We start from the raw sequence: 25,537 nt of genomic DNA on the forward strand, positions 1-25,537 counted from the left end.
CTTATGATAAAAAGCTTCGTCTTTAATATTAGACGCGGCGCTTTTTCGGCGCACGGCAACCATTGTGTGGGATTGGGGTCACATCAGAGATGCTGTTAACTTTATAACCCAATGCACCAAGTGCTCTTACCGCAGACTCACGACCCGGTCCTGGTCCTTTGACCAAAACGTCGATATTCTTAACACCGTATTCTTGAGCCGCTTTACCAGCGACTTCAGCTGCAACCTGAGCTGCAAATGGTGTAGATTTACGTGAACCACGGAAGCCTTGTCCACCTGAAGTGGCCCAAGCCAGTGCATTACCTTGACGATCGGTAATCGTAACAATGGTGTTATTAAAAGACGCATGGATATGGGCAACGCCCTCCGATACTGAACGACGAGTCACTTTTTTGCGACTACGAGTGTCTTTAGCCATCTTTTAGCTTCCTAAGTTAATTATCTTTTGAGAGGGCGTGTCGGACCCTTACGAGTACGAGCGTTGTTCTTGGTGTTCTGACCTCTAACTGGTAGGTTACGGCGATGGCGGATGCCACGGTAACAACCAAGATCAACCAAGCGCTTGATATTCATTGACACTTCACGACGAAGATCACCTTCAGTCATGTAATTTGCAACTTGTGCACGGATAGCATCTAACTGTGTATCATCTAACTGGCTAACTTTAGTAGTAGGGGCAATGCCAACTGCTTCTAAGATTTTCTGAGCAGTGGTACGACCTATACCAAAGATATAAGTTAGTGAAATAACAGCATGCTTATTATCCGGAATGTTTACGCCGGCAATACGAGCCATTGATTTCTCTCCATTAAAGAAAAATAAGCTTTATTCATTAATAAAGCGTTATTTTTCAGATTTGTTGCTGTCAATACTAAAGCTTTTATAATTATTATCGCTGCTTCAACTTGATAACAAGTCTCTTCATTGACCATTTTATAAAAGATTTTGCATAAACTACGGCAAGTGGCGGATGATATCGCATCCGCCGTTATTTTTCAAGTATTAATTTTATAAAACCAATAAGCGTGACGCTTTATGTCTTTAAAACATTAACCTTGACGTTGCTTGTGGCGAGGTTCTGCGGTACAAATAACATGTACACGACCTTTACGGCGCACAACTTTACAGCTACCACAAATCTTCTTAACTGATGCTTGAACTTTCATAGCATACTCCTTTGAGATATCGTACCGCTCATTTAAGGTTGAGTGGGCGATTGAATTAACGTCTGATCATGATATTGATGGGTCATCAAATGCGCTTGGATTTGCGAAATGAAGTCCATTACCACAACCACCATAATCAGTAATGACGTACCACCAAGTTGAAACGGCACACCAAACGATGACTGCACGACCATTGGCATTAAACAAATAACCGTCATATACATCGCGCCAATAAAGGTCAGTCGGTTTAATACATGATCAAGGTAACGCTGAGTTTGTTGTCCGGGGCGAATACCTGGGATATACGCACCACTACGTTTAAGGTTTTCAGCAACTTCACGCGGACTAAATACCAATGCCGTGTAAAAGTAACAGAAGAAAATAATCATTGCGCCAAACAGAACCAAATACAGCGGCTGCCCTGGAGACAACACCAATGCCATATTTTGTAATATCTTTTGTGTAAAAGTAGGATCAGCCGATTGACCAACCCATTGTCCTAAACTTGCTGGAAACAACAATAACGAGCTGGCAAAAATAGCGGGAATAACCCCTGCCATATTTAGCTTAAGCGGCAAATGCGACTGCTGCTGAGCATAAATTTTGCGACCTTGTTGTTGCTTCTGCGCATAGTTTACTGGGACACGGCGCTGCGCTCGTTCAATATAAACGATACCGGCAGTCACCGCGATGCCTAGCAATACAAAGATAAAAAGTACAATCAAGTTCATCTGCCCTTGATTGACCTGTTCGATAGACTGCGAAATCATACCTGGCGTACCAGCCACAATACTCGCAAAGATGAGCATTGAGATACCATTACCCACGCCGCGTTCTGTAATTTGCTCACCAAGCCACATTAGGAACATAGCGCCAGCTACCAATGAGGTAACCGCTGGAATATAAAAAGTCAAACCAGTAGATAAGGTAAGATTCTGACTGATAAGGCCAGCACACATTCCTAATGACTGTACTAGTGCTAATCCAAGTGTCCCTTGACGGGTGTACTTGTTTAGCTTACGTCGTCCCGCTTCGCCTTCTTTTTTGAGGGCTTCAAGCGATGGCAATACCGCCGACATCATCTGAACGATAATAGATGCTGAAATATATGGCATGATGCCAAGTGCCATGATGGACATACGTTCTAGTGCACCACCTGAGAACATGTTAAACATGCTCAAAATGGTATTTTCGTTGCGCGAAAACAGATCAGCCAAGTTAACCGGATTGATACCCGGTACTGGAATATGTGACCCTAAACGATAAACAATCAATGCGCCGATTAAGAATAATAAACGCGTCCATAATTCATCATACTTACGTATAAAGGCAAATGGATTGAGCGGTATACCAGTCGATGACATTGATTGTTTTGACACGTTACTACTCCTCGATGCTACCACCAGCAGCTTCGATTGCTTGCTTGGCGCCTTTAGTCACTTTGATACCTTTAAAAGTATAAGCTTTAGTGACTTCGCCTGACAACATAATACGAACGCGTTTCATGTCATGACGGATAACGTTAGCAGCTTTTAGTGTTTCAATGCTAACCACATCGCCTTCGACTTTGTTTAATTCAGACAGACGAACTTCAGCAGTCGTCATTGCCATTTTACTGGTAAAGCCAAATTTTGGTAGGCGACGATATAAAGGCATTTGACCACCTTCAAATCCTGAGCGGATGCTAGAACCTGAACGAGATTTCTGACCTTTTACACCGCGACCACCAGTTTTGCCAAGACCTGAACCGATACCACGACCACGACGTTGGGCAGTTTTTTTCGCGCCAACACCTGGTGATAATTCATTTAATCTAAGTCCCATTACGCTTCCTCCACTTTTACCATGTAGTTGACGCGATTGACCATACCACGGGTTGAAGGAGTATCTTCTACTTCAACAGTATGACCAATACGGCGTAAACCCAATCCTTTCAAGCTCGCTTTGTGGCTCTTGAGGCGATGGGCACCCGATTTAAATTGAGTGACTTTCATTTTTTTCATCGTAACTCACCTAGTTTCTAAGTTAACCCAAGATTTCGTCTACAGATTTACCACGTTTTGCTGCCATCTTTTCTGGAGTTGACATATCACGTAAACCGTTGAATGTTGCACGTACAACGTTTGCCGTGTTGGTAGAACCATGAGATTTCGTTAAAACGTCTTTAACACCAGCAACTTCTAATACTGCACGCATTGCGCCACCAGCGATTACACCAGTACCTTCAGATGCAGGCTGCATGTAGACTTTACTAGCACCATGACGTGCTTTGATCGGATGGAACAATGTTGCACCATCAAGCTCAACAGTAATCATGTTGCGCTTAGCAGCTTCAAGTGCTTTTTGGATAGCAGCTGGCACTTCACGTGCTTTACCACGACCAAAACCAACACGGCCATTGCCATCACCCACTACGGTTAGCGCAGTAAATGAGAAAATACGACCACCTTTAACCACTTTTGCAACGCGATCAACGGTAACTAAGCGTTCTACTAGACCGTCAGTCTGTTCATTTTTATCATTTTTATCATTTCTAGCCATGATTAAAACTCCAATCCGTTTTCGCGAGCAGCTTCAGCTAAAGCTTTTACTCGACCATGATATTTAAAACCACTACGGTCAAAGGCAACTTTAGTAATACCAGCTGCTTTTGCGCGTTCTGCGATCAATTGGCCCACAGACGTCGCTGCATCAACGTTACCAGTTGCACCTGAACGTAAGCTGCTGTCTAAGGTAGATGCCTGAGCAATCACTTCACCACCGTTTGGAGAGATAATTTGGGCATAAATATGTCTTGGGGTGCGATTAACCGTTAAGCGATTTACGCCTAAAAAACGGATATGTGCACGGGTTTTCTTTGCTCGACGTAGACGAGCTGCTTTTTTATCAAACATTTCAACTCACCTTATTTTTTCTTGGCTTCTTTGCGAATCACATGCTCGTCACTATAACGAATACCTTTACCTTTATAAGGCTCTGGTGGGCGGAAACCGCGGATATTAGCCGCTGCTTGACCAAGCTGCTGCTTATCGTTTGATTTTAAAACGATTTCAGTTTGCGTTGGGGTTTCAGCTGATACACCTTCAGGTAGCGTATATTCTACTGGATGTGAGTAACCAACGTTTAGCGTTACTTTATTACCAGTAGCTTGAGCGCGATAACCAACACCAATAAGTTGAAGGCGTCTTTCAAAACCTTCATTTACGCCTATTACTAAATTGTTTAGTAAAGAGCGCATGGTGCCAGTATGCATCATGGCTTCTTTTGAATCGGCTGCAGGTGAGAGAAGAATTGCATCATCTTCCTGTTTTAGCTCGACCAATTCATGCAGGCGTAAAGACATATTGCCATTTTTGCCTTTAACTTCGACCTGCCGATCGTTCAAAGTAACACTTACGCCGCTAGGCAGTGCTACTGGGGCTTTAGCCACACGAGACATAGGAATATTCCTTAAAAAAATTAACTTACTTTTATTAGCGAAAAAACTAACAGGCTAAAAAGCGTGTTAGTTTAGCATAATTGACTGCATTAGGCACCTATCAATGTTAAAAAATATGTATGATAAAATTGATAAGTGCCCAACGAAGATCAAGTAGACTTTATCGTCTCGTTACCGATAGCAATGATTGCTAATTAAGCAACGAATGCAACGATTTCACCACCGATACCAGCAGCGCGTGCAGCACGATCGCTCATGATACCTTGGCTGGTTGATACGATAGCAACACCCATACCTTGTTTAACAGTAGGGATAGCGTCTTTACCGCGATGCTGGCGTAGGCCAGGACGGCTATAACGTTGGATCGTTTCAATAACCGCTTTGCCTTCGAAGTATTTTAACTCGATGGTCAAAGTTGCTTTGTTATTTTCTTGCTCAGTCACAACAGCGCTGGCTACATAACCTTCGCTTACTAATAAGTCAGCGATTGATTTACGTAGTTTAGAGCTCGGCATTGCTACCGATACTTTATTAGCCATTTGTGCGTTACGAATACGGGTTAGCATATCCCCAACGGTATCTTGCATACTCATATCGTTACTCCTTACCAGCTTGCTTTACGAACACCAGGCACATCGCCTTGCATGACACGCTCACGCAGCATATTGCGTGATAAGCCAAACTTGCGGAAGTAACCGTGAGGACGACCAGTGATAGCACAACGGTTGCGTAGACGTACTGGTGATGCGTTGCGTGGTAGGGCTTGTAGCTCTAGCATCGCTTCCATACGCTCTTCGTCTGATGCGTTGATATCACTGATAGTTTCTTTTAGCTTAATACGCTTTTCAGCATATTTAGCAACCATTTTTTCGCGTTTTAATTCGCGGTTAATCATGCTCTTCTTTGCCATAACGTCTTTACCTTATTTAAATGGGAAGCCGAATGCTTTAAGCAACGCACGACCTTCTTCATCATTACCAGCTGACGTGGTGATGGTCACATCCATACCGCGGATACGATCAATCTTGTCAAAGTCTACTTCTGGGAATACGATTTGTTCTTTGATACCCAATGAGTAGTTACCACGTCCGTCAAAGGCTTTAGGTGAAAAACCGCGGAAATCACGAATACGAGGAATTGCAATGGCAATGAGACGATCTAAAAATTCGTACATTTGCTCACCGCGCAGCGTTACTTTACAGCCAATTGGCCATTCTTCACGAATTTTAAAGCCAGCAACTGATTTGCGCGCTTTGGTGACGACAGGTTTTTGACCAGCGATAGCGGTCATGTCAGCTACAGCACCTTCAAGCAATTTTTTGTCTTGAGACGCGCCGCCTACACCCATATTAAGCGTGATTTTAGTGATTTTAGGCACTTGCATCACGTTCGCCAAACCAAGCTCTTCTTTGATTTGTTGCTTTAATTCTTCGTTATATAAAGATTTTAATCTTGCCATTACCATTACACCCTTAGTGTCTTACGCAGTCGCCACTACTTCACCGTTCGAACGATAGACGCGTTGTTTCTTGCCGTCTTCACCGAACTGATAAGTAATACGATCAGCTTTTTGGGTTTGCGCATTTAAAATTGCGACATTTGAGATATGCAAAAAAGCTTCTTGCTTAACGATGCCACCTTCAGTACCAGTTGCCTGATTTGGTTTCTGATGTTTGGTGACAATGTTGATGCCTTCAACTTTAATACGATCGTTTTTTACAGCTTGTACAGTACCTTGCTTGCCTTTGTCTTTCCCAGCAATCACGATAACTGTATCGCCTTTACGTAATTTTGACATGGATTACCTCACAATACTTCTGGTGCTAGTGATACAATTTTCATAAACTGATCACCACGTAGTTCACGAGTTACCGGTCCAAAAATACGAGTTGCTATCGGTGCTTTGTTTTGGTTCAACAATACCGCAGCATTGTCATCAAAACGCAGAACTGAACCATCAGGACGACGAACGCCTTTTTTGGTACGTACAACTACAGCATTCATCACGTCGCCTTTTTTAACACGACCACGCGGAATGGCTTCTTTAACCGTTACTTTAATAATGTCGCCAACTGATGCATAACGACGATGAGAGCCACCCAGTACTTTAATGCACTGAACTCGTCTTGCACCGCTATTGTCTGCAACTTCCAGCATCGATTCAACCTGAATCATAGCGTTACTCCACACGTATGAGCAATAAAAACCAGTTGCTGCCGCTAGCACAGAATGAGTAGTCGGCATTTTAATATTAATAACCGCTGCTACTCTTAATGTGAGTGATATACGCTCGGCGCAATCAGCATCCTTAAAAAGGCGGCTATTTTAACAGCTTCTGGCTTTTAATGCAATTTACTTAGATTTTTTCTACTTTTTCAACCACTTCAACCAAAGTCCAAGACTTGGTTTTTGAGATTGGACGCGTTTCTTTGATGCGGACAAGGTCGCCTTGTTGACAAACGTTATCTTCATCATGAGCCTTGATTTTTGTAGAACGACGAAGCTGTTTGCCATACAAAGGATGACGAACCAGACGCTCAATCAAAACTGTGATGGATTTGTCCATCTTGTCGCTGACAACTCGTCCTGTCAATACGCTAGCATTAGCTGTTTGATTGTTATCGCTCATGAGTCGCCTCGTTGTTTCTCGTTAATCAAAGTCTGAATCTGAGCAATCGTGCGACGATTGCTTCTGACTTCATGGGTGTTACCCAACTGACCCGTTGCTTTAGCCATACGAATACGGAAAGCATCAAGTTGCTTTTCATCAAGTAACTGAGTCAGTTCTTCTAATGATTTATCACGTAATTCACTGATCTTCATTACATTATCGTCCGCTTAACAATGGTAGTTTTAAAGGGCAGTTTTGCTGCAGCAAGCGTTAACGCTTCGCGAGCAAGTTCTTCTGAAACCCCTTCGAGTTCATATAGCACTTTACCAGGTTTGATTTCGCATACCCAATACTCGACTGGACCTTTACCTTTACCCATACGTACTTCTAGTGGTTTGTTGGTAATAGGTTTGTCTGGGAATACACGAATCCAAATCTTACCGCCACGCTTAATTTTACGAGTGATGGTACGACGTGCTGCTTCGATTTGACGGGCAGTCATACGACCACGAGTCAACGATTTTAGACCAATTTGTCCGAATGCAACGGTGCTTCCACGGTGAGCAAGACCTGTGTTACGACCTTTGTGCATTTTACGAAACTTGGTACGTTTTGGCTGTAACATAGTTTAACCTCTGTCTGTGTTTCGACGGTTTCCGTTTCCACGACCACGGCGTTTTGGCGCACGAGTCTGCTCTTCTTTGACGGGATTATACACGCTGTTCATACCGTCAAGGATTTCGCCACGGAAAATCCAAACTTTTACACCGATAGTGCCGTATGTGGTTTCTGCACGAATTGACGCGTAGTCAATATCAGCGCGGAGTGTATGCAATGGCACACGACCTTCACGGTACCATTCAGTACGAGCAATCTCAGCACCGCCAAGACGGCCAGACAGCTCAACTTTAATACCTTTAGCACCAGAACGCATGCTGTTCTGTACGGCGCGTTTCATCGCACGACGGAACATAACACGGCGCTCAAGCTGGCTGCCGATACCGTCTGCTACCAAACGTGCATCAAGATCAGGTGATGTGATTTCTTCAATGTTGACCTGAGCAGGTACGCCCATAATTTTGGTCAATTCTTTTTGAAGTCTTTCGATATCTTCGCCTTTTTTACCGATAACAATACCAGGACGCGCAGTGGCGATGGTAATCTTAGCAGCACCAGTAGGACGCTCAATCATAATGTTGCTGATCATAGCGTTGTCTAGTTTTTTGCGTAGATACTCACGAACTTGAATGTCGTTGATGAGGTATTCTGAGTATTGTTTAGGGTTAGCATACCAGTTTGCGTTATGCTTTTTGACAACACCAAGACGAATTCCGATTGGATGTACTTTTTGACCCATAACTTATTCTCCTACCTTTATAGTGATGTGACAAGTACGCTTACTGATACGATCAGCGCGACCTTTAGCACGTGGTAGGATACGTTTTAGCGTAATGCCTTCATCAACGTAGATGGTTGATACTTTAAGAGTATCGATATCTAAACCGTTGTTGTGTTCGGCATTGGCGATGGCTGAGTCAAGACATTTCTTAACGAAGACAGCGCCTTTTTTATTACTATACGTTAGGATATCCAAAGCACGCTCGATAGATTTGCCACGAACTTCATCAGCAACGAGTCTAACTTTTTGTGCCGATATGGCGGCACCGCGTAATTTTGCAGTTACTTCCATGGTAAGCACCTTATCTCTTAGCTTTCTTGTCAATGCCATGACCACGATATGTACGAGTCGGGGCAAATTCACCTAGTTTATGACCAACCATCTGCTCGCTTACGATAACCGGTACGTGAGTACGGCCGTTGTGAACAGACAAGGTTAGGCCAACCATTTGTGGCAAAATCATCGAGCGGCGCGACCAAGTTTTAATTGGTTTGCGTGAGTTGGTGTCTAATGCATTCTCAACTTTAGCAAATAAGTGCGCGTCTATGAATGGACCTTTTTTCAATGAACGAGGCATGAAATTCTTCCTTTATTTCTTCTTGGCGCGGCGGCGGATGATCATACTGTCAGTACGCTTATTATGACGCGTTTTAAGTCCTTTAGACTTCTGACCCCAAGGGCTGGTTGGATGGCGACCTTTGTTACGACCTTCACCACCACCGTGTGGGTGATCAACCGGGTTCATAGCGACACCACGAACAGAAGGACGAACACCGCGCCAACGTGAAGCACCGGCTTTACCAAGTGATTTCAAGTTATTTTCAGTGTTAGAAACTTCACCAATAACAGCACGGCAGTTCACGTGTACGCGGCGAGTTTCACCTGAGCGTAGACGTAGAATAGCATAAATACCGTCACGACCTAGTAGCTGAACGCTGGCACCCGCAGAACGAGCTAGCTGTGCACCTTTACCGATTTTAAGTTCGATATTGTGTATCACAGTACCCAATGGGATGTTTTTCAGTGGTAAGCAGTTACCTGGACGGATTGGAGAGTTCTCTCCTGACATGACGGTATCGCCAACTGCTTGTTTTTTAGCAGCAATGATATAGCGACGTTCGCCGTCAGCGTACTTAAGTAAAGCAATGTGTGCAGTACGGTTAGGATCGTATTCGATACGCTCAACCACAGCTGGGATATTGTCTTTAGTACGTTTAAAATCGATAATACGATAATGCTGCTTATGACCACCACCAACGTGACGAGTCGTGATGCGACCATTATTGTTACGACCACCTGACTTACTTTTTGATTCGAGAAGCGCTGCAAAAGGACGACCTTTGTAAAGGTGTGGATGCACCACTTTTTCAACAAAACGACGGCCTGGTGATGTTGGCTTTGCTTTTACGATAGGCATGAGTGTAATCCTTATTCGTTGTTCGCTGTTTCACTAGTAGAAGCAGTCATGTTTGCGACTTCTTCACCAGCATCAGCCATTTGTACATCTTGACCAGCTTTTAAGGTAACGTAGGCTTTTTTATAGTCATTACGACGGCCGATATTTTTACCAAAACGCTTTGTCTTACCTTTAACATTCAAAGTGTTTACTTTTAAAACTTCAACGCCTTCGAACATCATCTCAACCGCTTTTTTGACTTCAAGCTTAGTAGCATTAGAGTCAACTTTAAATACCTGTACACCAAGTGAGTCGCCAAGCATTTGAGATTTTTCTGAGAATACAGGCCCTCTTAAGACCTGATAAAGTCTTGCGTTATTCATGCTAGTGCTTCCTCAAATTGTTTCGCAGCTTCAACTGACATGATTACTTTATCAAAAGCAATCAAGCTCACTGGATCCACTTCGTTTGTACCAAGTACATTGACGTGTGGGATGTTGCGCGCAGCTAAGTATAGATTTTCGTCAACTTCTTTGGTGACGATGAGTGCACGAGGTGCGCCCAAATCATTTAACTTTGCAATCAGCTCTTTGGTCTTAGGACCAGAAACGCTTAGCTCTTCAACCAAAATCAAACGCTCTTGGCGAATCAATTCGGCTAGGATGCACTGCATCGCACCGCGATACATTTTGCGGTTAACTTTCTGTGACCAATCTTGTGGTTTGGCTGCGAATGCACGACCACCTGAACGCCAGATTGGGCTACGAATAGAACCTGCACGAGCGCGACCAGTACCTTTTTGGCGCCATGGCTTGATGCCACCACCAGAAACTTCGGCACGGGTTTTCTGAGCGCGTGTACCTTGACGAGCACCAGCAAGATATGCGGTGACGACCTGATGCACTAATGCTTCGTTGAATTCACGACCGAAAGCCGTATCAGAAAGCTCAACTGCCGCCCCTGTAACTGTTTTTAAATCCACGTTAATCCCCTTGCTTAGGCTTTGACTGACGGACGTACGATGACATCGCCACCGGTGGCACCTGGGATAGCACCCTTGATGACAAGTAACCCTTTTTCAACATCAACCGATATCACTTCTAGGCCCTGAACGGTAACGCGTTTGTTACCCATTTGACCTGGCATTTTTTTGCCTTTGAAGACTTTACCTGGTGACTGGTTTTGACCAGTTGAACCAAGGACACGGTGAGACACTGAGTTACCATGAGTGGCATCTTGCATGCTAAAGTTGTGACGCTTTACGCCGCCTTGAAAGCCTTTACCTTTACTCTGTCCTGTGACATCTACAATCTGACCTTGTTCGAACAAGTCAGCTAGGATCTCACCACCAATTTCACGACCTTCAAGATCGCTGTCATTGGCACGAAATTCCCATACACCACGGCCAGCTGCAACGCCAGCTTTAGCGAAGTGACCTTTCTGTGCAGCAGTTACGCGGCTGTCACGACGAGTACCTGTGGTAACTTGAATGGCTTGATAGCCATCTACATCAGTATTTTTTACTTGAGTAATGCGGTTAGCATGGACCTCAACCACTGTAACAGGAATAGATTCGCCTGCTTCAGTGAAGATACGGGTCATGCCGCATTTTTTACCGACTAAACCGATCGCCATTTTAGACCTCTTTATATCTTATATTAATGGGTTGGGTGTGTTTTGCATTAACCCAAAGCAATTTGAACGTCAACACCCGCCGCTAAGTCTAACTTCATTAGCGCATCCACAGTTTTGTCGGTAGGCTGAACGATATCAACCATACGCTTGTGAGTACGGATTTCGTACTGGTCACGAGCGTCTTTATTAACGTGTGGTGAGGTTAGAACGTTGAAGCGCTCAATGCGAGTCGGCAACGGTACAGGACCACAAACTTGCGCACCGGTGCGCTTTGCAGTATCAACGATCTCTTGTGCAGATTGATCAATCAGACGATGATCAAAAGACTTAAGACGGATACGGATTCTCTGGTTAGCCATGCCAGCAAGCTCCTAATATGTGCTTTTGTCATTCTTGCTTTGCAAAGATATGAGCAAAAGCCGTTTGGTTAAATATTCACTTTAAGCGGCCTTCTGTTCTTAACCAGAATGAGTTCGTTACCGGAACTTATAGCGTGCCAAAAGCAAAATAGTTTAAAGCCCCGCCGACCCTTCCATTATAGGATGTCAGCAAAGGCATAATGAAATAGTGCTAGAAACGATGCTCTAGCTGTCATAGCGCCAGCTGTTTAATTGGCTGCGCATATATAATTCAGTGGTGTGTATTATACATAGTATTTCGCTCATTGCAAGAGTAATATCGGCGGTGTTTTGAGATATCCCCCTTTATAAACAAGCGCTTTTATCAATAATTTTCTTATCAAAACCTCAATTAAGATACTTTATAATGGTATAAATTTACTCTATCATTAATCTAAAACGATGTCATATTGCTCTTGGGTATAGAGATTTTCGACCTCAAAGGTAATCACTCTACCTAATAGATACTCTAAATCTGCGACGGTGTCTGATTCGGTGGTCAATAGTAAGTCAATGACGGCAGCATGGGCAACCACAGTGAATTTCTTGGGCGAGTTATAAGTTCGCGCACAGCGCATAATCTCGCGAAATATCTCAAAGCAAACGGTTTCGGCCGTTTTAACAAAGCCGCGACCCTGACAGGTTGAGCAAGGTTCACATAGCTGCTGTCCAAGCGACTCACGGGTACGTTTACGCGTCATTTCAACCAGCCCAAGCTCACTGACTTGGGTAATTTTGGTTTTGGCGTAGTCTTGCGCTAGCTGCGCTTGCAGGCTCTCTAAAATATCGTCTTTATGCTGCTGCTCAAGCATATCAATAAAATCTAAGATAATAATGCCGCCAAGATTTCTTAGGCGTAGCTGGCGTGCGATGGCGTGAGTGGCTTCTAAATTGGTCTTATATACCGTATCTTCTAACGAGCGCCCGCCGACAAAAGAGCCGGTATTGACATCAATGGTGGTCATGGCTTCGGTTTGATCGATAATCAGATAGCCACCAGACTTTAAATCGACACGACGTTTTAGGGCATCACGCAAATCATCCTCGACACGGTGGATATCAAACAAGGAAGGCTCGGCGGTATAATGCACAATACGGTCGTAGACGAAAGGCACAAACTCTTTAGCAAAATAACGGACTTGCTCATATATTTGCGCGTTATCAATCACCACTTTTTCGGTATCGGCATGCACCAAGTCACGAATGGAGCGCAGAGGCAGTGATAATTCTTGATAAATAAGTTCAGAGCTTTGATTTGGTTTGGTTTCTTGGCGACGGGCGCAAATGGTGCGCCAGAGCTGCAATAGATAGTAAATATCTTCTTCGAGTTTATTCACCGGTACGCGCTCAGCGGCGGTACGCGCAATCAGGCCACCTTGTAGGTTGACCGTTTGCATCAGGCTCGCAAGTTCAGTCTTGAGACGAGTACGTTCTTCTTCGCCATCAATACGCTGCGAGATACCGATATGATCGCTCGATGGCAGATAGACCAAGTAACGTGATGGCAGCGATATATTGGTAGTTAAACGAGCGCCCTTGCTACCGAGCTGGTCTTTGGTAACTTGCACTAAGATACGTTGGCCTTCGTGCAGCCGATGCTGGATAAGAGATTTTGTAACGGCTACAACCTCAGTACTGTGCGCACTGACCACAGGTGGCGTTACCGCCAAATCATCAGCGGTAGCTTCGATAACAGGACGTTCGTTATCAGTATTTTCTGAGGTCTTACTTTTGCTCTCGCTGACAGGACGCGGTTCGCGCTGCATATCATTGACATGTAAAAACGCGGTGCGTGACTGGCCGATGTCGACAAAAGCCGCTTGCATACCAGGAAGCACGCGTACTACCGTGCCCAAATAAATATTGCCGACCAAGCCCAGTTTATGATGACGCTCGATATAAATCTCGCCCAACACCCCGTTATCTAACACGGCGACGCGCGATTCCATGGGACTAATATTAATCAGCAGCTCTTCGGACATAATATTTTCTCTTAGCACTCAGCTTTCTTGTGAAGCGTTCATCGTTTGGTAGCCTCACAGTGTACCAAATGCACCTTGGGTTTGCCCATTATCCTAGCGTGTCATTATGTGCAGATAATTGAGTGATAGCCTTTTGCCATCTCATGTAAGACCAACCATCTAATTATCCTACATCAAATACGCGCTACTCTCACCTATCTGTTTACTCAGTTTATTTCTTCAGTGCTTAGGTTTTCTTATTGCCGCTAACAGTTGTGATGTTTTTAATCAACGCCACAGTTTGTGCCAGCGGTAAACCAACCACATTGGTATAGCTGCCATTAATGCGGCTTACCCAGGCGGCGCCCAAACCCTGAATACCGTAGCCACCAGCTTTATCAGCAGGCTCGCCGCTGTCCCAATAGTTTTCCATCATCTCTTCGGTTAAAGGAATAAAGGTGACATCGGTGCGCTCAGTGATTTGTTGTTGATTCACGATTTGAAATGCTCTGCCGGAGTTTGGAGAGCTTGAAGGCTTAACAGATAACAATACTTGAGTTGCTTGCACTGCTGTCCATACTTGGTGGGTGACATCAGACATCTGTTGCCACATGCGATAAGCGTCTTCACGGCTGTCAGGCTTGACCAATACCGTTTTGCCATCGGCTAAGACGCCAATGGTATCAGCGGTTAAAATAATTAGAGATGCAGATAGATCAGTTTGACTGTCGTTTAGCTTTTTATTTAGTTCTTTATTCAATTGCTCTAGCGCCGCTTCTGCTTTGCTAGCAACCATACGTTCAATGTAATCTTTAGGAGATTCATTCACATGCGGCGTTTCATCAATATCGACGCTCATGACCGTAAAGTTTAGTTGCGCTCTGGTTAGTAGCTCATGACGACGCGGTGAGCCAGACGCTAAAATGAGATTCATTGTGATAACTCTTATTTTATAAATTTATGGTTTTTCAGCTTTATGAAACAAATAAATGTAAAAAACTAGCGGGCAAATCTCCGTAATGCTAATAACACTAATGGCCAGCTGATGATACTCATAAATAACGATAAGGCAGATTGGGCAACAAAGGTATTTTGGATAAATAGCTGCAATATCCATAAGCTGACTTGGAAAACAACCAATCCTAGGCTTGCAATAAGCCAAGCGCTAATGGTATTAAGCTGTCTGATATAGATACTGGTGATTTTGATGACCATCGCTACCATAACGGCAGCGAAGGCTTGCTGACCTAAGTGGGTATCCATTAATAAATCAGCGATAATGCCAATAGCAAAGGCGCTGAAAATCCCGACATAGCGCGGCTGAAACAGTAACCAAAAAATCAGCACCATGACCATGACCATTGGGCGCAGGGCGGCCATACTTGGGCTTAAAGGATAGACGCTCAGCGATGAGGCAATAATAAAACTCAGTATAATCAAGGCCGGGAGTACCCCAGTTGCATCATCAAAATCCGCGTATGCCATGAATACTTACCTTTAGCGAGAGTTTAGCAGCTATTTAATCGTTCAGTTAATATTGAAAAGAGTAGCAGCGCTAGTTGACCAAATAATTTTGAATACTATTTATCTTATCTGTCTATCCAGACGTCTATGTAAATGTCTGTGCAAATGTCTAGGGTATCAATGAGGACACGCAATGCGGGCTTATGAGTAAGCTGACAAGCCCTTAGTTTTCTTTAATACCGGCATTTCTTCTATTAACCAGTTTATCTTGCAGCACCAACACATAAGCGTTATCAATAAAATTTGCTGCCGGCGTGACTTCAATACTTCTAAAGTTATCCTCTTGCGTGTCTTCGACATGGGCGATACGACCAACGCGATAGCCCGCCGGAATACGTCCGCCCAAGCCTGAAGACACCAGCTCATCACCGACGCGCACATCTGAGGTCTTAAAGACGTAGTTGAGACGTAATGAGGTCGGTATGCCCTCGCCCGTGACGATAGCGCGCTGTCCGGTGCGTTTGACGGTCACAGCAACCGATTGCTGCTCATCGGTAATCAGCAATAAGCGACTGGTATTAGGATAGACATTAATAATCTGACCTAAAATGCCCACTTCATCGATGACCGTTTGACCGACTTGCACGCCATCTTGCTCGCCTTTATTAAGTACCACAATTTGCCTGAGCAGATTGGTATCCGTTCCAATCACTTGCGCGAGGTTTAAATCAAATTGCTCAGGGCGCGTGGTCGATAAAATACCTTGCAAACGCGCGTTCTGTGCCAAGACATAATCCTGCTGCTGCAGCTTGGCTTGGGCATGGATAAGTTGCGTTTTTAGCTGCATGTTTTCACGGCGTAGCGCTTCTTTCGACTGCAAGCTGCCGCTCGACCAGTGTTTTGCATAACTTGGTAATAACGACAGCTCATAAATAGGCTGCATGGCGGCATGGGTGGTCGAGCGTATCGGCTTAAACCATTCTGGATTCTTGCTATCAAACCACATCAATACCAGCGCCACTACCAATACGATAGCAGTCTTACGAAGCGCGAGCGGCTGACGAGCAAAAATACTTGGAATCATAATTGGTCTAATCTAGAGGTTTTAAGGTGAGCAACAGTTGTGATGCGCCATAAGAGCAACAAATATCAGCATATAGCGTCAGTTCAAAATAATGTCGATATATTATTAGCGACGTTTAGCTGCTATCGTACTGCTATCGCATTTTGGTATGGCTAAATGTCATTAAAGGCAACCTTATTGGCTACCTTTAATAGGAAAAAACAAATAGAATCAAACAATTCTTATAGCGCTTTAATATTCACAACTTAAACAAAAATCATATTTAGGCTTTTGTTGTTGATAAAATCAAGCGCAATACCGCCGCCACGGCTGACACAAGTCAATGGCTCTTCAGCGACCGTTACAGGCAGACCGGTTTCTTTAGAGATAAGCTTGTCTAAATCACGCAGCAATGCGCCGCCGCCAGTTAAGACAATACCACGCTCAGCGATGTCTGATGACAACTCAGGTGGCGTCTGTTCAAGTGCTGCTTTTACCGCGCTGACGATACCGCTTAATGGGTCGCTGAGGGCTTTTTGTACTTCTTCAGAATTGACCGTAAAGGTCTTTGGTACGCCTTCTGCCATGCTACGACCGCGAACTTCAACTTCTAACTGGCTGTCTTCATTTAATGCCGAACCCACCTCTTGCTTGATACGCTCAGCAGTGGTTTCACCAATCACGCAGCCATGCGTACGGCGCACATGAGTAATAATCGCTTCATCAAACATATCGCCGCCGATACGAATCGACTCGGCATAGACGCAGCCTGACAGCGCGATAACAGCAATCTCAGTCGTGCCACCGCCGATATCAACGACCATTGAACCACTGGCTTCATGCACGGGCATACCCGCACCGATAGCGGCGGCCATAGGTTCTTCTAGCAACAATACTTTGCTCGCGCCAGCCGACGATACCGCTTCACGAATCGCTTTACGCTCAACCAACGTCGATTTGCATGGCACACAAACCACCACGTTGGGCTGTGCCATAAAACGCTTGGCTTTTACTTTAGTGATAAAATGCTTGAGCATTTTTTGTGTCACTTCAAAGTCTGCAATCACGCCATCTTTTAATGGGCGAATAGCCGTGATGTTGGCAGGCGTACGACCTAGCATCTGTTTGGCATCAATACCAACGGCGGCGACGGTAGGGTTTTGGGTACGATTACTACGTAGCGCGACCACTGTAGGCTCGTCGAGCACCACCCCTTTACCAGGAATAAAGATAAGGGTGTTCGCAGTACCGAGGTCGATTGCGATATTATTTGATAAAAATCCAAACGGGTTCATGGCTAATATATCCAGCGTATTACAAATGAGGCGAATGAGGCGAACGAAATTGACTGAGGGTTACTCGTCAGTGTTGAGCAGGTCGTCGTAAGACATGACCGATGGCGCGAGTTTATCATCGCAGCAAGTCAAACCGAAGCAATAATGATGAAATGAAGAAACTGAGCTAAATTATACCGATTTAGCTCAAAAAAAACACAGAAATTTGCATCAGTACGCTAGGATTTTGCCGTTAAACGCGAAAAGATGTTACAAAGTTTGAAATGACAGAGCAGAGCATGGCATTTAATGAAACATCATTTAATTCAAACACTAACAAGGCGCGATCACCAAGTATTATTGCTGCGGCGGGTTTTGCTAAGTCATTTAAGGGCATTTACTTAACGTTTCGCTGAGCAGTGGCTGCATACTGTAACGTATTTCTGAACGCAATGCTGAGCAATTGACAATCAATCCATAACTATTGGGTCAATTTTGTAATGCTCTTTATTTGAACAAAGTTAGTAAAGATACAGCAGCAATCGATGCCCTGCTCTGTAATCTTCGGTGAGATGCTTTATAATAAAGGCACTCTTTATAAAATACTCAGGTAGATTGTTTATTTGCGTGTATTTTAAACATTATTACTTTATTTAACCCCACTCTCAACTTATTCTTCTAAGGTATTGGTTTACTTATTTTTTAAAATTTCAGTTAAAACAATTAGAATTTTAAATTCTATAAAAATCAAAAGCCTACGATAAGTTGAGATTGGCGTTTTATTTAGTTAATTATTACTTTATTCAGTTATTAGTCATTACCTATTTTTATCCCTACTCTAATAAAAACCATCCTTCACTGGAGAAACTATGTCACAGCAAACCCTCGCCGCTGAAAGCAATGTCAGCCGTCAAGAAATCTTAGAAGTCGCCCGTCTTGCACGCCTCGGTGTTGATGAAGACACCGCCAACAGCTACGCCGACGATATCAGTGATGTATTAAAATTGATGCAAACGCTTGGCAGTGTCGACACTACTGGTATCAAACCTTTATCAAACATTCATGAAGTTTGCCAAGATTTGCGCGCCGATGTCGCCAAACACGATATCAATCGCGAGCGCAATCAATCGGTCGCGCCTGCCGTAGAAGCAGGTTTATACCTTGTGCCACAAGTGATTGAATAATTGCCCCAATAATTTTTACCGTATTTCACTTTATTTAATGTTATTCACATTTTGACGGACGACACCTTATGTCTGAACTTCACCTTTTAAGTACCCAGCAGCTGATTACGGGCTTGCAAGACAAGCAATTTAGCAGTGCAGAATTAACTGAGCACTATATCAAGCGTATCGACGCGCTCGACAGTAAGATCAACAGCTTTATCACCCACACCTCCGAAACCGCGCGCGCGCAAGCACAAGCCGCTGATGAGATGCGTGCCCAAGGTGACAAGCGTCCCCTGCTTGGTGTGCCGATGGCGCATAAAGATATCTTTTGTACCCAAGGTGTCTTAACGACTTGTGGCTCAAAAATGCTGCATAACTTTGTGTCACCTTATGATGCCACTGTCGTCACCAATATCAATAAAGCCGGCATGATTAGCCTTGGTAAGCTCAATATGGATGAGTTTGCGATGGGCTCGGATAATGAGAGCTCGCATTATGGCGCGGTACACAATCCTTGGAATCTTGAGCGCGTCCCAGGTGGCTCATCAGGTGGTAGTGCCGCTGCCGTTGCCGCAGGGTTTGTTCCGGTTGCTACTGCCAGCGATACTGGTGGTTCTATCCGTCAGCCTGCTTCATTTTGTGGTTTAACCGGTATCAAACCAACTTATGGTCGTATCTCGCGCTTTGGTATGATTGCTTATGCGTCAAGCCTTGACCAAGCGGGTAGCATGGGCCGCAGTGCTATGGACTGTGCGTATCTGCTACAACCGATGATTGGTCACGACCCACGCGATGCCACTTCTATCAAGCATGATATGCCAGATTACGTGCAAGACTTAAATGATGCCGTCACAACTGCTGGCGACAACGCCAAGCCATTAGAAGGCTTACGTATTGGCGTGGCAAAAGAGTACTTTACCAAAGGCTTAGATGCTGAGGTTGAGCAAGCGGTACGTGCAGCGCTAAAACAATACGAAGCGCTTGGTGCGACGATTGTAGAGGTCAACATCACTGACCCTGAAATTACCCTTGCGACTTATTATATGCTCGCCCCTGCTGAAGCATCATCGAACCTATCACGTTTTGATGGTGTGCGTTTTGGCTATCGCTGTGACAACCCAACCGACCTGCTCGATTTATATACGCGCTCACGCTCAGAAGGCTTTGGCCCTGAAGTACAACGTCGTATTTTGACCGGTACTTATGCGCTATCCGCGGGTTACTTTGACGCCTATTACACTAAGGCTCAAAAAGTACGCCGACTCATCGTACAAGACTTTGAAGACGCTTTTAACAATTGTGATGTCATCGCCAGTCCAACCGCGCCGACCGCAGCTTATAAACTTGCTGAAGACCTTGATCCTGCAACCATGTATTTGGGGGACGTATATACCATTGGTGTTAACTTAGCGGGTTTACCTGCGCTTAGTCAGCCGGTTGGGTTAACCACAAACGGTTTGCCTATTGGTTTGCAATTGATTGGTCAATATTGGCAAGAAAGCAAACTGCTCTCTACCGCCCACCTATTCCAGCAGCATACCGACCACCATTTACAACACTCTACCATCGCGAAGGAGACGGTATAATGAACACAGCAACTACTACTGATAATGCCGCTCAGCAAGAAATTGTCCGCAAAGAGCTGTTCGTCGATGGCTATGAAGTGGTCATCGGGATTGAGATTCATTGCCAGCTCAATACTGAAAGTAAAATATTCTCCAGCGCGCCGACTGACTTTGGTCACGAACCAAATACCCAAGCCAGTATCGTTGATTTAGGCTTGCCTGGTGTTTTACCTGTATTGAATACGGGCGTGGTCGATCGTGCCTTAAAGTTTGGTATCGGTGTCAATGCTGAATTAGGTCTATTTAACACCTTTGACCGCAAAAACTACTTCTATCCTGACTTGCCAAAAGGCTATCAAATCACCCAAATGGCCAACCCTATCGTTGGCAAAGGTTATATTGACGTGGTGGTCAATGAAGGCGAGAAAAACGAATACCCTAAACGTATGGGTATCACCCGCGCGCACCTAGAAGAAGATGCGGGTAAATCCGTACACGATGCCGTCGATGGTATGACAGGCGTTGACCTTAACCGCGCAGGTACGCCACTTATCGAAATCGTCTCTGAGCCTGATATGCGCTCAGCTGCCGAAGCGATTGCTTACATCAAAGCCATTCACCAGCTGGTCACATGGCTTGGTATCTCAGATGCGATTATGGCAGAAGGCTCATTCCGCTGCGACTGTAACGTCTCTGTGCGTAAACCGGGCGCAGATTTGGGAACACGTACGGAGTTGAAAAACCTTAACTCATTCCGCTTTATCGAACGCGCCATCAATCGTGAAATCGAGCGTCAAATCGACATCATCGAGGACGGCGGTAAAGTTATCCAAGCGACGATGCTATACGATCCTGAGCGCGATGAAACCCGCACCATGCGTACCAAAGAAGACGCCAATGATTATCGCTACTTCCCTGACCCTGACTTATTGCCAGTGCGTATCGAGCAGCATACGGTCGATGCCATCAAGGCTGCGATGCCCGAATTGCCTGTTGCTCGCCGTGCACGCTTTGAAGAAGCGCTTGGACTATCAGAATACGACGCTCGCATCTTGACCGGTAGCCGTACGCTCGCCGATTATTTTGAAAATGTCGTCACTGAGGTCGGACAACAAGACGCCAAAATGGCCGCTAACTGGGTCATGGGCGATCTACTCGGTGCCCTTAACAAAGATGATAAAGACATCGCTGACTCGCCTATCAGTGCCAAACAATTGGCGGGCATGCTGGCACGTATCAAAGATGACACTTTATCGGGCAAATTGGCCAAACAAGTCTTTAGTGCGCTTTATGAGCGTGAAGGCGGCGATGCTGATGACGCTGCTGATAAAATCATCGAAGAAAAAGGGCTTAAGCAAGAAACCGATACGGGCGCAATTAAAGCCATCGTTGAAGACGTTATTGCCAAAAACCAAGCGATGGTCGATGAGTATCGCGGCGGTAAAGAAAAAGCCTTTAACGGTTTGGTTGGGCAAGTGATGAAAGCCAGCCGCGGCAGTGCTAACCCGCAACAAGTCAACCAAATCCTAAAAGAATTACTAGGTTAAGGTTGAATAACTATGTATGCAACTGACTGTGATAAGTAAAATGCCATTGTAGATTTTGACTAAAATAAATAGCCCTTGCAATATGCATAATTTTGCGTAAAATAGTCAGTCATTCGGGGCGTAGCGCAGTCTGGTAGCGCACTACACTGGGGGTGTAGTGGTCGCAGGTTCAAATCCTGCCGTTCCGACCAAACATAATATTAGGGTAGACCGTCATTGACCGTCTGCCCTTTATTTTGCCCGCTTGTAGGCTAACTACCCTCCATAGTCCTCTATCATAAAACGTGGTAATCCATGTAAAATTGCGGTATATTTTACGGTATATTTTATACCGTCATGGAAATATACCGTCATGTCTCTAACTGATAGCCAAATCAAACGTCTTAAGCCATCCGATACTTGTACACCTAGCCGACCTGACAAATATAGCGACGGTAATAACCTACGCTTGTGGGTGCGTAGCACTGGTAGCAAGGTATGGGTATGCGACTATAAATACGCTGATAAACGCCAAAGCTTGACTATTGGTAAATATCCAGCAATGAGCTTAGCCGATGCTCGCCAGCGCAATCAACAAATCAAAGACCTAATAGCACAAGGCATTAATCCTAAGCAAGATAAAAAGCGCTTGCAAGCAGATACCGACGGCACCAAAACATTTGATGCTTTAGCGCAACGCTGGCATAAGGACCGAAAACCCCACATTGCACCTACTACTCATAGTCGTGACTATTCACAGTACCAGCGCGATATTAAGCCTACTATTGGTCATCTGAACATAGATGAGATTACCGCGCCTGATATTCTTGCTATTGGCAAAGCTGTCGAAGCAAGGGGCGCTACTGACATGGCTCGACGCGCAATACGTCAAACAGGGCAGATATTCAAACAAGCTATACGCGAGGGTTTGATAACTCATAACCCAGCCAATGACTTAACGGAAGCTTTGCAGCCGCATAAGGTTAAACACCATAGCCGCATAACCAGTCAGCAGTTACCTAAATTACTTCAAGATATCGATGCGTATGGCGGCGACGCCCTGGTCAAGCTAGGCTTTTGGTTCATGTGCTACACGTTTGTACGAACACAAGAGCTTCGTCTTATGGAATGGTCGGAAGTAGATTACAAGGCCAAAATATGGCGCATACCGGCCGAGAAGATGAAAATGGATAGACCTCATCTCGTACCACTCGCGCCACAAACAATGAAAATATTGCAAGAAATTAAAGCGATGGGCTTTTCAGATAAATATGTGTTTTTTAATACGACAACGCGCAAACCTTACAGTACCAATGCTTTTATTACTGCCCTATGGCGTATGGGCTATAAAGGACGCATGACTGGTCACGGATTTCGAGGGCTTGCCAGCACAACCCTACATGAGCAAGAGTTTATGCACGAAGCAATAGAGCTACAGCTGGCACATGAGAAAGAGAACAAAATAAGTAAAGCTTATAACGGAGCGCAGCACCTGCCTTATCGAACAGACATGATGCACCAATGGGCAAACTTCATCGATGATGCTTACGCTGGCAAGATTGATAACGTTATACATGGCAACTTTAAGCAAAAAAAACTAAGTTGATCCTTAGTAGCCGCTAATTTTTCAGGGTTAAGGAATGTAAATATGAGTACCCACAGTGAAAAAAATAATTTAGAGCGAATGAATAAAGACTTGCATATGACTATTGAGCATACACTCAAGGAACTGACAAACGAAATAATAGCATGGGCAGCTTTTGCAGATAGACATAACCCTAATGATGTTAAATTAGATACTGACTTAGCCAATACTGAATATTTAGAGTTATTAAATACTATAGAAACAGACGTAAAGAAGCATATCAAGATTAATATCAATAATTTTGATTTTTCAACATACTATAGTACAGAGGACTCTATAAACTCTTTTTTAACAGCTTTTCTATCGGAATCAGAGAATAGAGAGTTCGTTAATATAATTCTAAACCATAAAAAAAATACATTTCTATTCATGGCAGCGGCGACAATATTATATAGAGAAGCTTCATTACTTGCTTTTGCTAACTCTCACTATTATGTGGCTATGAGGTTGCATAATTTATGTAAGAGACTGCATTCACAAATGGAGTTTGCAAATCTACAGTTTATGGAAAATTTCAAGCAAGAGTTATCACGTAGAAATAGAAAGCCTAACGATGTCAGATGGAAAGGACGTGTAGAAAAGCTAAGACGTAAGTACCTTGAATTAGACGAGCGTCGCCGAAACGAGATGGGAAATGATATAAGCATCAAGAAAGTTGCAACATGGATACATCAATACCATAACAAGGAAGATTTAGAATTCGAGACTATTAGAGATCATTTAAGTAAGGCCCGTAAAGGGGTTTTTACTAATAAATGAAATATGGTATGCATCGCATACCCTACTGTTTGCGATGCATAAATATTCTCTGCAATAATTGTACTTTGTAAGATAACCCATACACGACAAGCTACTATAAACCGTAGTAGCACGTAGTATGGAATTATTGACATGACAAACGCTAGTACACAAACCCCCGCTATCACTCTCTTTAATAATATATCGAACGATATTGAGCAAATAGTAGATAACCTACACGCAAAATACTTACCACCGCAAGGCATGAGTCGTGCCAGCCAGCTTCTACCATTTCTACCTTTCGGTAGCAGTACCTTATGGGCATGGTCAAGAGATGGACGATTTCCTTCTCCCATTCGCCTGTCGAATACTATGACTGCATGGCGCAATGCTGATGTTATCGAATGGCTGAATAATCAAAACACTCCTATTAGCGAGGGAGTATAACCATGATTATTCAAAACAAAAAAGTTCAACGAATCTACAGCCCCGTAAGTAATGAAGCTCAAGACGTTTACATGAGCATTAATCTATTAAATCTACATAATCCATCAGTGCCTCTACAGTTACTAGCTAAGGCTAGATATAACTTATCTGTTATTCATGATGAGCTATTACACACAATGAGAGACAACCTTCTCAACCGCGGTAAAATCGGACAGTTTACCGCGAACCTCCATACCAAACTTGAACACATATCTCTAGCATCCCTAGAAGATGATTCCGGTATTGGCGTCCTAACTAAACCTTTAACTCGAATGGCAAGGAAGCTGTATGACAGCCTTTATGCCGATGAGTCTTTGACTATTATTCACTTTCACAATATAGCCAAGCAGGTGCTTGAGCTATGCTGAAGAAACCGTAGAGATAAACTTGGTAAACTAAGCGTATTAACTGGAGTTTATCATGACCAAGAAAATCAGAACTTATAGCACCCAATTTAAAGCAGAAGCCGTTAAGAAGATAGCAGACAATAACGGCAATATCTCAGCGACTGCAAAGCAACTTGGCATTGCCATGCAAACGCTATCAAACTGGCATAACAAAGCCAATCAAGGCAAGCTTGTTGGTACAGAACAATATGATCC

37 protein-coding genes, 1 tRNA gene and 1 pseudogene are annotated in these 25,537 nt (G+C 44.1%); 9 read left to right on the forward strand and 30 right to left on the reverse strand.

The genetic code is table 11. The annotated features are described in order from the left end of the window. Positions 1-28 precede the first annotated feature (28 nt). The 30 genes and pseudogenes from rpsK to FOR85_RS10580 form a co-directional block, all read right to left on the reverse strand. Complete coding sequence (gene rpsK / locus FOR85_RS10435) at positions 29-418, reverse strand: 30S ribosomal protein S11 (protein WP_058368279.1); 390 nt, start codon at positions 416-418, stop codon at positions 29-31. 20 nt (positions 419-438) lie between these two features. Next, complete coding sequence (rpsM, locus tag FOR85_RS10440) at positions 439-795, reverse strand: 30S ribosomal protein S13 (protein ID WP_058025564.1); 357 nt, start codon at positions 793-795, stop codon at positions 439-441. A gap of 254 nt (positions 796-1,049) precedes the next feature. Then, positions 1,050-1,166 carry a 50S ribosomal protein L36 gene (rpmJ, locus tag FOR85_RS10445; protein ID WP_011279805.1) on the reverse strand — a complete coding sequence of 39 codons (117 nt, stop codon included), beginning with the start codon at positions 1,164-1,166 and terminating at the stop codon, positions 1,050-1,052. 32 nt (positions 1,167-1,198) lie between these two features. Further along, complete coding sequence (gene secY / locus FOR85_RS10450) at positions 1,199-2,530, reverse strand: preprotein translocase subunit SecY (protein WP_180952577.1); 1,332 nt, start codon at positions 2,528-2,530, stop codon at positions 1,199-1,201. Positions 2,531-2,549: 19 nt separating this feature from the next. Continuing rightward, positions 2,550-2,990 (reverse strand): 50S ribosomal protein L15, encoded by a 441-nt coding sequence (gene rplO, locus FOR85_RS10455; RefSeq protein ID WP_068408451.1) that lies wholly within the window; start codon positions 2,988-2,990, stop codon positions 2,550-2,552. Beyond that, the gene (gene rpmD / locus FOR85_RS10460; protein WP_068408453.1) at positions 2,990-3,169 is read right to left on the reverse strand and encodes a 50S ribosomal protein L30; all 180 of its coding nucleotides are present in this window, start codon (positions 3,167-3,169) and stop codon (positions 2,990-2,992) included. The genes rplO and rpmD overlap by 1 nt, the downstream gene beginning before the upstream one ends. 22 nt (positions 3,170-3,191) lie before the next feature. Continuing rightward, a complete protein-coding gene (gene rpsE / locus FOR85_RS10465; protein WP_068408455.1) occupies positions 3,192-3,707 on the reverse strand; it encodes a 30S ribosomal protein S5 in 516 nt (171 codons plus the stop codon). A 2-nt stretch (positions 3,708-3,709) separates the two neighbouring features. Next, the gene (gene rplR / locus FOR85_RS10470; protein WP_068408457.1) at positions 3,710-4,060 is read right to left on the reverse strand and encodes a 50S ribosomal protein L18; all 351 of its coding nucleotides are present in this window, start codon (positions 4,058-4,060) and stop codon (positions 3,710-3,712) included. 11 nt (positions 4,061-4,071) lie between these two features. Next, positions 4,072-4,605 carry a 50S ribosomal protein L6 gene (gene rplF, locus FOR85_RS10475; RefSeq protein ID WP_068408459.1) on the reverse strand — a complete coding sequence of 178 codons (534 nt, stop codon included), beginning with the start codon at positions 4,603-4,605 and terminating at the stop codon, positions 4,072-4,074. Between the two features lie 194 nt (positions 4,606-4,799). Beyond that, on the reverse strand, positions 4,800-5,198 hold the full coding sequence (gene rpsH / locus FOR85_RS10480; RefSeq protein WP_068408460.1) for a 30S ribosomal protein S8: 399 nt from the start codon (positions 5,196-5,198) through the stop codon (positions 4,800-4,802). Between the two features lie 11 nt (positions 5,199-5,209). Then, the gene (gene rpsN, locus FOR85_RS10485) at positions 5,210-5,515 is read right to left on the reverse strand and encodes a 30S ribosomal protein S14 (RefSeq protein ID WP_068408462.1); all 306 of its coding nucleotides are present in this window, start codon (positions 5,513-5,515) and stop codon (positions 5,210-5,212) included. Between the two features lie 12 nt (positions 5,516-5,527). Further along, a complete protein-coding gene (gene rplE, locus FOR85_RS10490; RefSeq protein ID WP_068408463.1) occupies positions 5,528-6,064 on the reverse strand; it encodes a 50S ribosomal protein L5 in 537 nt (178 codons plus the stop codon). 21 nt (positions 6,065-6,085) lie between these two features. After that, positions 6,086-6,403, reverse strand: a complete 318-nt coding sequence (rplX, locus tag FOR85_RS10495; protein ID WP_068408465.1) for a 50S ribosomal protein L24 — start codon at positions 6,401-6,403, stop codon at positions 6,086-6,088. A gap of 8 nt (positions 6,404-6,411) precedes the next feature. Beyond that, positions 6,412-6,780, reverse strand: a complete 369-nt coding sequence (gene rplN, locus FOR85_RS10500) for a 50S ribosomal protein L14 (protein ID WP_010196702.1) — start codon at positions 6,778-6,780, stop codon at positions 6,412-6,414. A 181-nt stretch (positions 6,781-6,961) separates the two neighbouring features. After that, positions 6,962-7,234, reverse strand: coding sequence for a 30S ribosomal protein S17 (rpsQ, locus tag FOR85_RS10505; RefSeq protein WP_068408467.1), 273 nt, complete (start codon positions 7,232-7,234; stop codon positions 6,962-6,964). Further along, on the reverse strand, positions 7,231-7,428 hold the full coding sequence (gene rpmC / locus FOR85_RS10510; protein ID WP_068408469.1) for a 50S ribosomal protein L29: 198 nt from the start codon (positions 7,426-7,428) through the stop codon (positions 7,231-7,233). Before rpmC ends, rpsQ begins: the two co-directional genes overlap by 4 nt. Further along, positions 7,428-7,841, reverse strand: a complete 414-nt coding sequence (gene rplP / locus FOR85_RS10515; protein ID WP_068034608.1) for a 50S ribosomal protein L16 — start codon at positions 7,839-7,841, stop codon at positions 7,428-7,430. The genes rpmC and rplP overlap by 1 nt, the downstream gene beginning before the upstream one ends. Next, positions 7,739-8,573 (reverse strand): annotated as a pseudogene (gene rpsC, locus FOR85_RS10520) (30S ribosomal protein S3). The gene rplP and the pseudogene rpsC overlap by 103 nt, the downstream one beginning before the upstream one ends. A gap of 3 nt (positions 8,574-8,576) precedes the next feature. Further along, on the reverse strand, positions 8,577-8,906 hold the full coding sequence (gene rplV / locus FOR85_RS10525; protein ID WP_068408473.1) for a 50S ribosomal protein L22: 330 nt from the start codon (positions 8,904-8,906) through the stop codon (positions 8,577-8,579). Between the two features lie 10 nt (positions 8,907-8,916). Then, on the reverse strand, positions 8,917-9,192 hold the full coding sequence (gene rpsS, locus FOR85_RS10530; RefSeq protein ID WP_010196682.1) for a 30S ribosomal protein S19: 276 nt from the start codon (positions 9,190-9,192) through the stop codon (positions 8,917-8,919). Positions 9,193-9,204: 12 nt separating this feature from the next. Beyond that, positions 9,205-10,032: a 50S ribosomal protein L2 gene (gene rplB, locus FOR85_RS10535; RefSeq protein WP_068408475.1), complete on the reverse strand. Its 828-nt coding sequence runs from the start codon at positions 10,030-10,032 to the stop codon at positions 9,205-9,207. Between the two features lie 11 nt (positions 10,033-10,043). Next, on the reverse strand, positions 10,044-10,394 hold the full coding sequence (gene rplW, locus FOR85_RS10540; protein ID WP_144297878.1) for a 50S ribosomal protein L23: 351 nt from the start codon (positions 10,392-10,394) through the stop codon (positions 10,044-10,046). After that, positions 10,391-10,993, reverse strand: a complete 603-nt coding sequence (gene rplD, locus FOR85_RS10545; RefSeq protein ID WP_068408479.1) for a 50S ribosomal protein L4 — start codon at positions 10,991-10,993, stop codon at positions 10,391-10,393. The genes rplW and rplD overlap by 4 nt, the downstream gene beginning before the upstream one ends. Before the next feature lie 14 nt (positions 10,994-11,007). After that, positions 11,008-11,646 carry a 50S ribosomal protein L3 gene (rplC, locus tag FOR85_RS10550; RefSeq protein ID WP_068408481.1) on the reverse strand — a complete coding sequence of 213 codons (639 nt, stop codon included), beginning with the start codon at positions 11,644-11,646 and terminating at the stop codon, positions 11,008-11,010. Positions 11,647-11,693: 47 nt separating this feature from the next. After that, a complete protein-coding gene (gene rpsJ, locus FOR85_RS10555) occupies positions 11,694-12,005 on the reverse strand; it encodes a 30S ribosomal protein S10 (RefSeq protein WP_010196670.1) in 312 nt (103 codons plus the stop codon). A gap of 428 nt (positions 12,006-12,433) precedes the next feature. Continuing rightward, positions 12,434-14,026 (reverse strand): Rne/Rng family ribonuclease, encoded by a 1,593-nt coding sequence (locus FOR85_RS10560; RefSeq protein ID WP_144297879.1) that lies wholly within the window; start codon positions 14,024-14,026, stop codon positions 12,434-12,436. A gap of 226 nt (positions 14,027-14,252) precedes the next feature. Beyond that, positions 14,253-14,939, reverse strand: a complete 687-nt coding sequence (locus FOR85_RS10565) for a nucleoside triphosphate pyrophosphatase (protein WP_144297880.1) — start codon at positions 14,937-14,939, stop codon at positions 14,253-14,255. Between the two features lie 65 nt (positions 14,940-15,004). Next, positions 15,005-15,490 carry a rod shape-determining protein MreD gene (gene mreD, locus FOR85_RS10570; protein ID WP_144297881.1) on the reverse strand — a complete coding sequence of 162 codons (486 nt, stop codon included), beginning with the start codon at positions 15,488-15,490 and terminating at the stop codon, positions 15,005-15,007. Positions 15,491-15,692: 202 nt separating this feature from the next. Next, positions 15,693-16,553 (reverse strand): rod shape-determining protein MreC, encoded by an 861-nt coding sequence (gene mreC / locus FOR85_RS10575; protein WP_144297882.1) that lies wholly within the window; start codon positions 16,551-16,553, stop codon positions 15,693-15,695. Positions 16,554-16,798: 245 nt separating this feature from the next. Next, positions 16,799-17,827, reverse strand: a complete 1,029-nt coding sequence (locus FOR85_RS10580) for a rod shape-determining protein (RefSeq protein ID WP_102077545.1) — start codon at positions 17,825-17,827, stop codon at positions 16,799-16,801. An 848-nt stretch (positions 17,828-18,675) separates the two neighbouring features. On the opposite strand from FOR85_RS10580, the gene gatC reads away from it, so the two are divergent. The 9 genes from gatC to FOR85_RS10625 all read left to right on the forward strand — a co-directional run. Continuing rightward, positions 18,676-18,990 carry an Asp-tRNA(Asn)/Glu-tRNA(Gln) amidotransferase subunit GatC gene (gene gatC / locus FOR85_RS10585; protein ID WP_102077544.1) on the forward strand — a complete coding sequence of 105 codons (315 nt, stop codon included), beginning with the start codon at positions 18,676-18,678 and terminating at the stop codon, positions 18,988-18,990. Between the two features lie 68 nt (positions 18,991-19,058). Next, the gene (gene gatA / locus FOR85_RS10590) at positions 19,059-20,561 is read left to right on the forward strand and encodes an Asp-tRNA(Asn)/Glu-tRNA(Gln) amidotransferase subunit GatA (protein ID WP_144297883.1); all 1,503 of its coding nucleotides are present in this window, start codon (positions 19,059-19,061) and stop codon (positions 20,559-20,561) included. Beyond that, on the forward strand, positions 20,561-22,087 hold the full coding sequence (gatB, locus tag FOR85_RS10595; protein WP_144297884.1) for an Asp-tRNA(Asn)/Glu-tRNA(Gln) amidotransferase subunit GatB: 1,527 nt from the start codon (positions 20,561-20,563) through the stop codon (positions 22,085-22,087). Before gatA ends, gatB begins: the two co-directional genes overlap by 1 nt. A gap of 114 nt (positions 22,088-22,201) precedes the next feature. Then, positions 22,202-22,278 (forward strand) — tRNA-Pro (locus FOR85_RS10600). 161 nt (positions 22,279-22,439) lie between these two features. Then, positions 22,440-23,672 (forward strand): integrase arm-type DNA-binding domain-containing protein, encoded by a 1,233-nt coding sequence (locus FOR85_RS10605; protein WP_144297885.1) that lies wholly within the window; start codon positions 22,440-22,442, stop codon positions 23,670-23,672. Positions 23,673-23,714: 42 nt separating this feature from the next. After that, positions 23,715-24,470: a hypothetical protein gene (locus FOR85_RS10610; protein WP_144297886.1), complete on the forward strand. Its 756-nt coding sequence runs from the start codon at positions 23,715-23,717 to the stop codon at positions 24,468-24,470. A 132-nt stretch (positions 24,471-24,602) separates the two neighbouring features. Continuing rightward, positions 24,603-24,896 (forward strand): AlpA family transcriptional regulator, encoded by a 294-nt coding sequence (locus FOR85_RS10615; RefSeq protein ID WP_144297887.1) that lies wholly within the window; start codon positions 24,603-24,605, stop codon positions 24,894-24,896. 2 nt (positions 24,897-24,898) lie between these two features. Beyond that, a complete protein-coding gene (locus FOR85_RS10620) occupies positions 24,899-25,303 on the forward strand; it encodes a hypothetical protein (RefSeq protein ID WP_144297888.1) in 405 nt (134 codons plus the stop codon). 52 nt (positions 25,304-25,355) lie between these two features. Then, positions 25,356-25,537, forward strand: a 182-nt coding sequence (locus FOR85_RS10625; protein WP_144297889.1) for a transposase, incomplete at its 3' end; no start/stop codon positions are given.

This window comes from Psychrobacter sp. YGAH215, from assembly GCF_007280595.1.
GTDB lineage: Bacteria > Pseudomonadota > Gammaproteobacteria > Pseudomonadales > Moraxellaceae > Psychrobacter > Psychrobacter faecalis.

What these genes read in the sequence shown, in the direction of transcription:
- rpsK (WP_058368279.1), bottom strand. Translation starts at nt 418, where the DNA reads ATGGCTAAAGACACTCGTAGTCGCAAAAAAGTGACTCGTCGTTCAGTA.
- rpsM (WP_058025564.1), bottom strand. Translation starts at nt 795, where the DNA reads ATGGCTCGTATTGCCGGCGTAAACATTCCGGATAATAAGCATGCTGTT.
- rpmJ (WP_011279805.1), bottom strand. Translation starts at nt 1,166, where the DNA reads ATGAAAGTTCAAGCATCAGTTAAGAAGATTTGTGGTAGCTGTAAAGTT.
- secY (WP_180952577.1), bottom strand. Translation starts at nt 2,530, where the DNA reads ATGTCATCGACTGGTATACCGCTCAATCCATTTGCCTTTATACGTAAG.
- rplO (WP_068408451.1), bottom strand. Translation starts at nt 2,990, where the DNA reads ATGGGACTTAGATTAAATGAATTATCACCAGGTGTTGGCGCGAAAAAA.
- rpmD (WP_068408453.1), bottom strand. Translation starts at nt 3,169, where the DNA reads ATGAAAAAAATGAAAGTCACTCAATTTAAATCGGGTGCCCATCGCCTC.
- rpsE (WP_068408455.1), bottom strand. Translation starts at nt 3,707, where the DNA reads ATGGCTAGAAATGATAAAAATGATAAAAATGAACAGACTGACGGTCTA.
- rplR (WP_068408457.1), bottom strand. Translation starts at nt 4,060, where the DNA reads ATGTTTGATAAAAAAGCAGCTCGTCTACGTCGAGCAAAGAAAACCCGT.
- rplF (WP_068408459.1), bottom strand. Translation starts at nt 4,605, where the DNA reads ATGTCTCGTGTGGCTAAAGCCCCAGTAGCACTGCCTAGCGGCGTAAGT.
- rpsH (WP_068408460.1), bottom strand. Translation starts at nt 5,198, where the DNA reads ATGAGTATGCAAGATACCGTTGGGGATATGCTAACCCGTATTCGTAAC.
- rpsN (WP_068408462.1), bottom strand. Translation starts at nt 5,515, where the DNA reads ATGGCAAAGAAGAGCATGATTAACCGCGAATTAAAACGCGAAAAAATG.
- rplE (WP_068408463.1), bottom strand. Translation starts at nt 6,064, where the DNA reads ATGGCAAGATTAAAATCTTTATATAACGAAGAATTAAAGCAACAAATC.
- rplX (WP_068408465.1), bottom strand. Translation starts at nt 6,403, where the DNA reads ATGTCAAAATTACGTAAAGGCGATACAGTTATCGTGATTGCTGGGAAA.
- rplN (WP_010196702.1), bottom strand. Translation starts at nt 6,780, where the DNA reads ATGATTCAGGTTGAATCGATGCTGGAAGTTGCAGACAATAGCGGTGCA.
- rpsQ (WP_068408467.1), bottom strand. Translation starts at nt 7,234, where the DNA reads ATGAGCGATAACAATCAAACAGCTAATGCTAGCGTATTGACAGGACGA.
- rpmC (WP_068408469.1), bottom strand. Translation starts at nt 7,428, where the DNA reads ATGAAGATCAGTGAATTACGTGATAAATCATTAGAAGAACTGACTCAG.
- rplP (WP_068034608.1), bottom strand. Translation starts at nt 7,841, where the DNA reads ATGTTACAGCCAAAACGTACCAAGTTTCGTAAAATGCACAAAGGTCGT.
- rplV (WP_068408473.1), bottom strand. Translation starts at nt 8,906, where the DNA reads ATGGAAGTAACTGCAAAATTACGCGGTGCCGCCATATCGGCACAAAAA.
- rpsS (WP_010196682.1), bottom strand. Translation starts at nt 9,192, where the DNA reads ATGCCTCGTTCATTGAAAAAAGGTCCATTCATAGACGCGCACTTATTT.
- rplB (WP_068408475.1), bottom strand. Translation starts at nt 10,032, where the DNA reads ATGCCTATCGTAAAAGCAAAGCCAACATCACCAGGCCGTCGTTTTGTT.
- rplW (WP_144297878.1), bottom strand. Translation starts at nt 10,394, where the DNA reads ATGAATAACGCAAGACTTTATCAGGTCTTAAGAGGGCCTGTATTCTCA.
- rplC (WP_068408481.1), bottom strand. Translation starts at nt 11,646, where the DNA reads ATGGCGATCGGTTTAGTCGGTAAAAAATGCGGCATGACCCGTATCTTC.
- rpsJ (WP_010196670.1), bottom strand. Translation starts at nt 12,005, where the DNA reads ATGGCTAACCAGAGAATCCGTATCCGTCTTAAGTCTTTTGATCATCGT.
- FOR85_RS10560 (WP_144297879.1), bottom strand. Translation starts at nt 14,026, where the DNA reads ATGTCCGAAGAGCTGCTGATTAATATTAGTCCCATGGAATCGCGCGTC.
- FOR85_RS10565 (WP_144297880.1), bottom strand. Translation starts at nt 14,939, where the DNA reads ATGAATCTCATTTTAGCGTCTGGCTCACCGCGTCGTCATGAGCTACTA.
- mreD (WP_144297881.1), bottom strand. Translation starts at nt 15,490, where the DNA reads ATGGCATACGCGGATTTTGATGATGCAACTGGGGTACTCCCGGCCTTG.
- mreC (WP_144297882.1), bottom strand. Translation starts at nt 16,553, where the DNA reads ATGATTCCAAGTATTTTTGCTCGTCAGCCGCTCGCGCTTCGTAAGACT.
- FOR85_RS10580 (WP_102077545.1), bottom strand. Translation starts at nt 17,827, where the DNA reads ATGAACCCGTTTGGATTTTTATCAAATAATATCGCAATCGACCTCGGT.
- gatC (WP_102077544.1), top strand. Translation starts at nt 18,676, where the DNA reads ATGTCACAGCAAACCCTCGCCGCTGAAAGCAATGTCAGCCGTCAAGAA.
- gatA (WP_144297883.1), top strand. Translation starts at nt 19,059, where the DNA reads ATGTCTGAACTTCACCTTTTAAGTACCCAGCAGCTGATTACGGGCTTG.
- gatB (WP_144297884.1), top strand. Translation starts at nt 20,561, where the DNA reads ATGAACACAGCAACTACTACTGATAATGCCGCTCAGCAAGAAATTGTC.
- FOR85_RS10605 (WP_144297885.1), top strand. Translation starts at nt 22,440, where the DNA reads ATGTCTCTAACTGATAGCCAAATCAAACGTCTTAAGCCATCCGATACT.
- FOR85_RS10610 (WP_144297886.1), top strand. Translation starts at nt 23,715, where the DNA reads ATGAGTACCCACAGTGAAAAAAATAATTTAGAGCGAATGAATAAAGAC.
- FOR85_RS10615 (WP_144297887.1), top strand. Translation starts at nt 24,603, where the DNA reads ATGACAAACGCTAGTACACAAACCCCCGCTATCACTCTCTTTAATAAT.
- FOR85_RS10620 (WP_144297888.1), top strand. Translation starts at nt 24,899, where the DNA reads ATGATTATTCAAAACAAAAAAGTTCAACGAATCTACAGCCCCGTAAGT.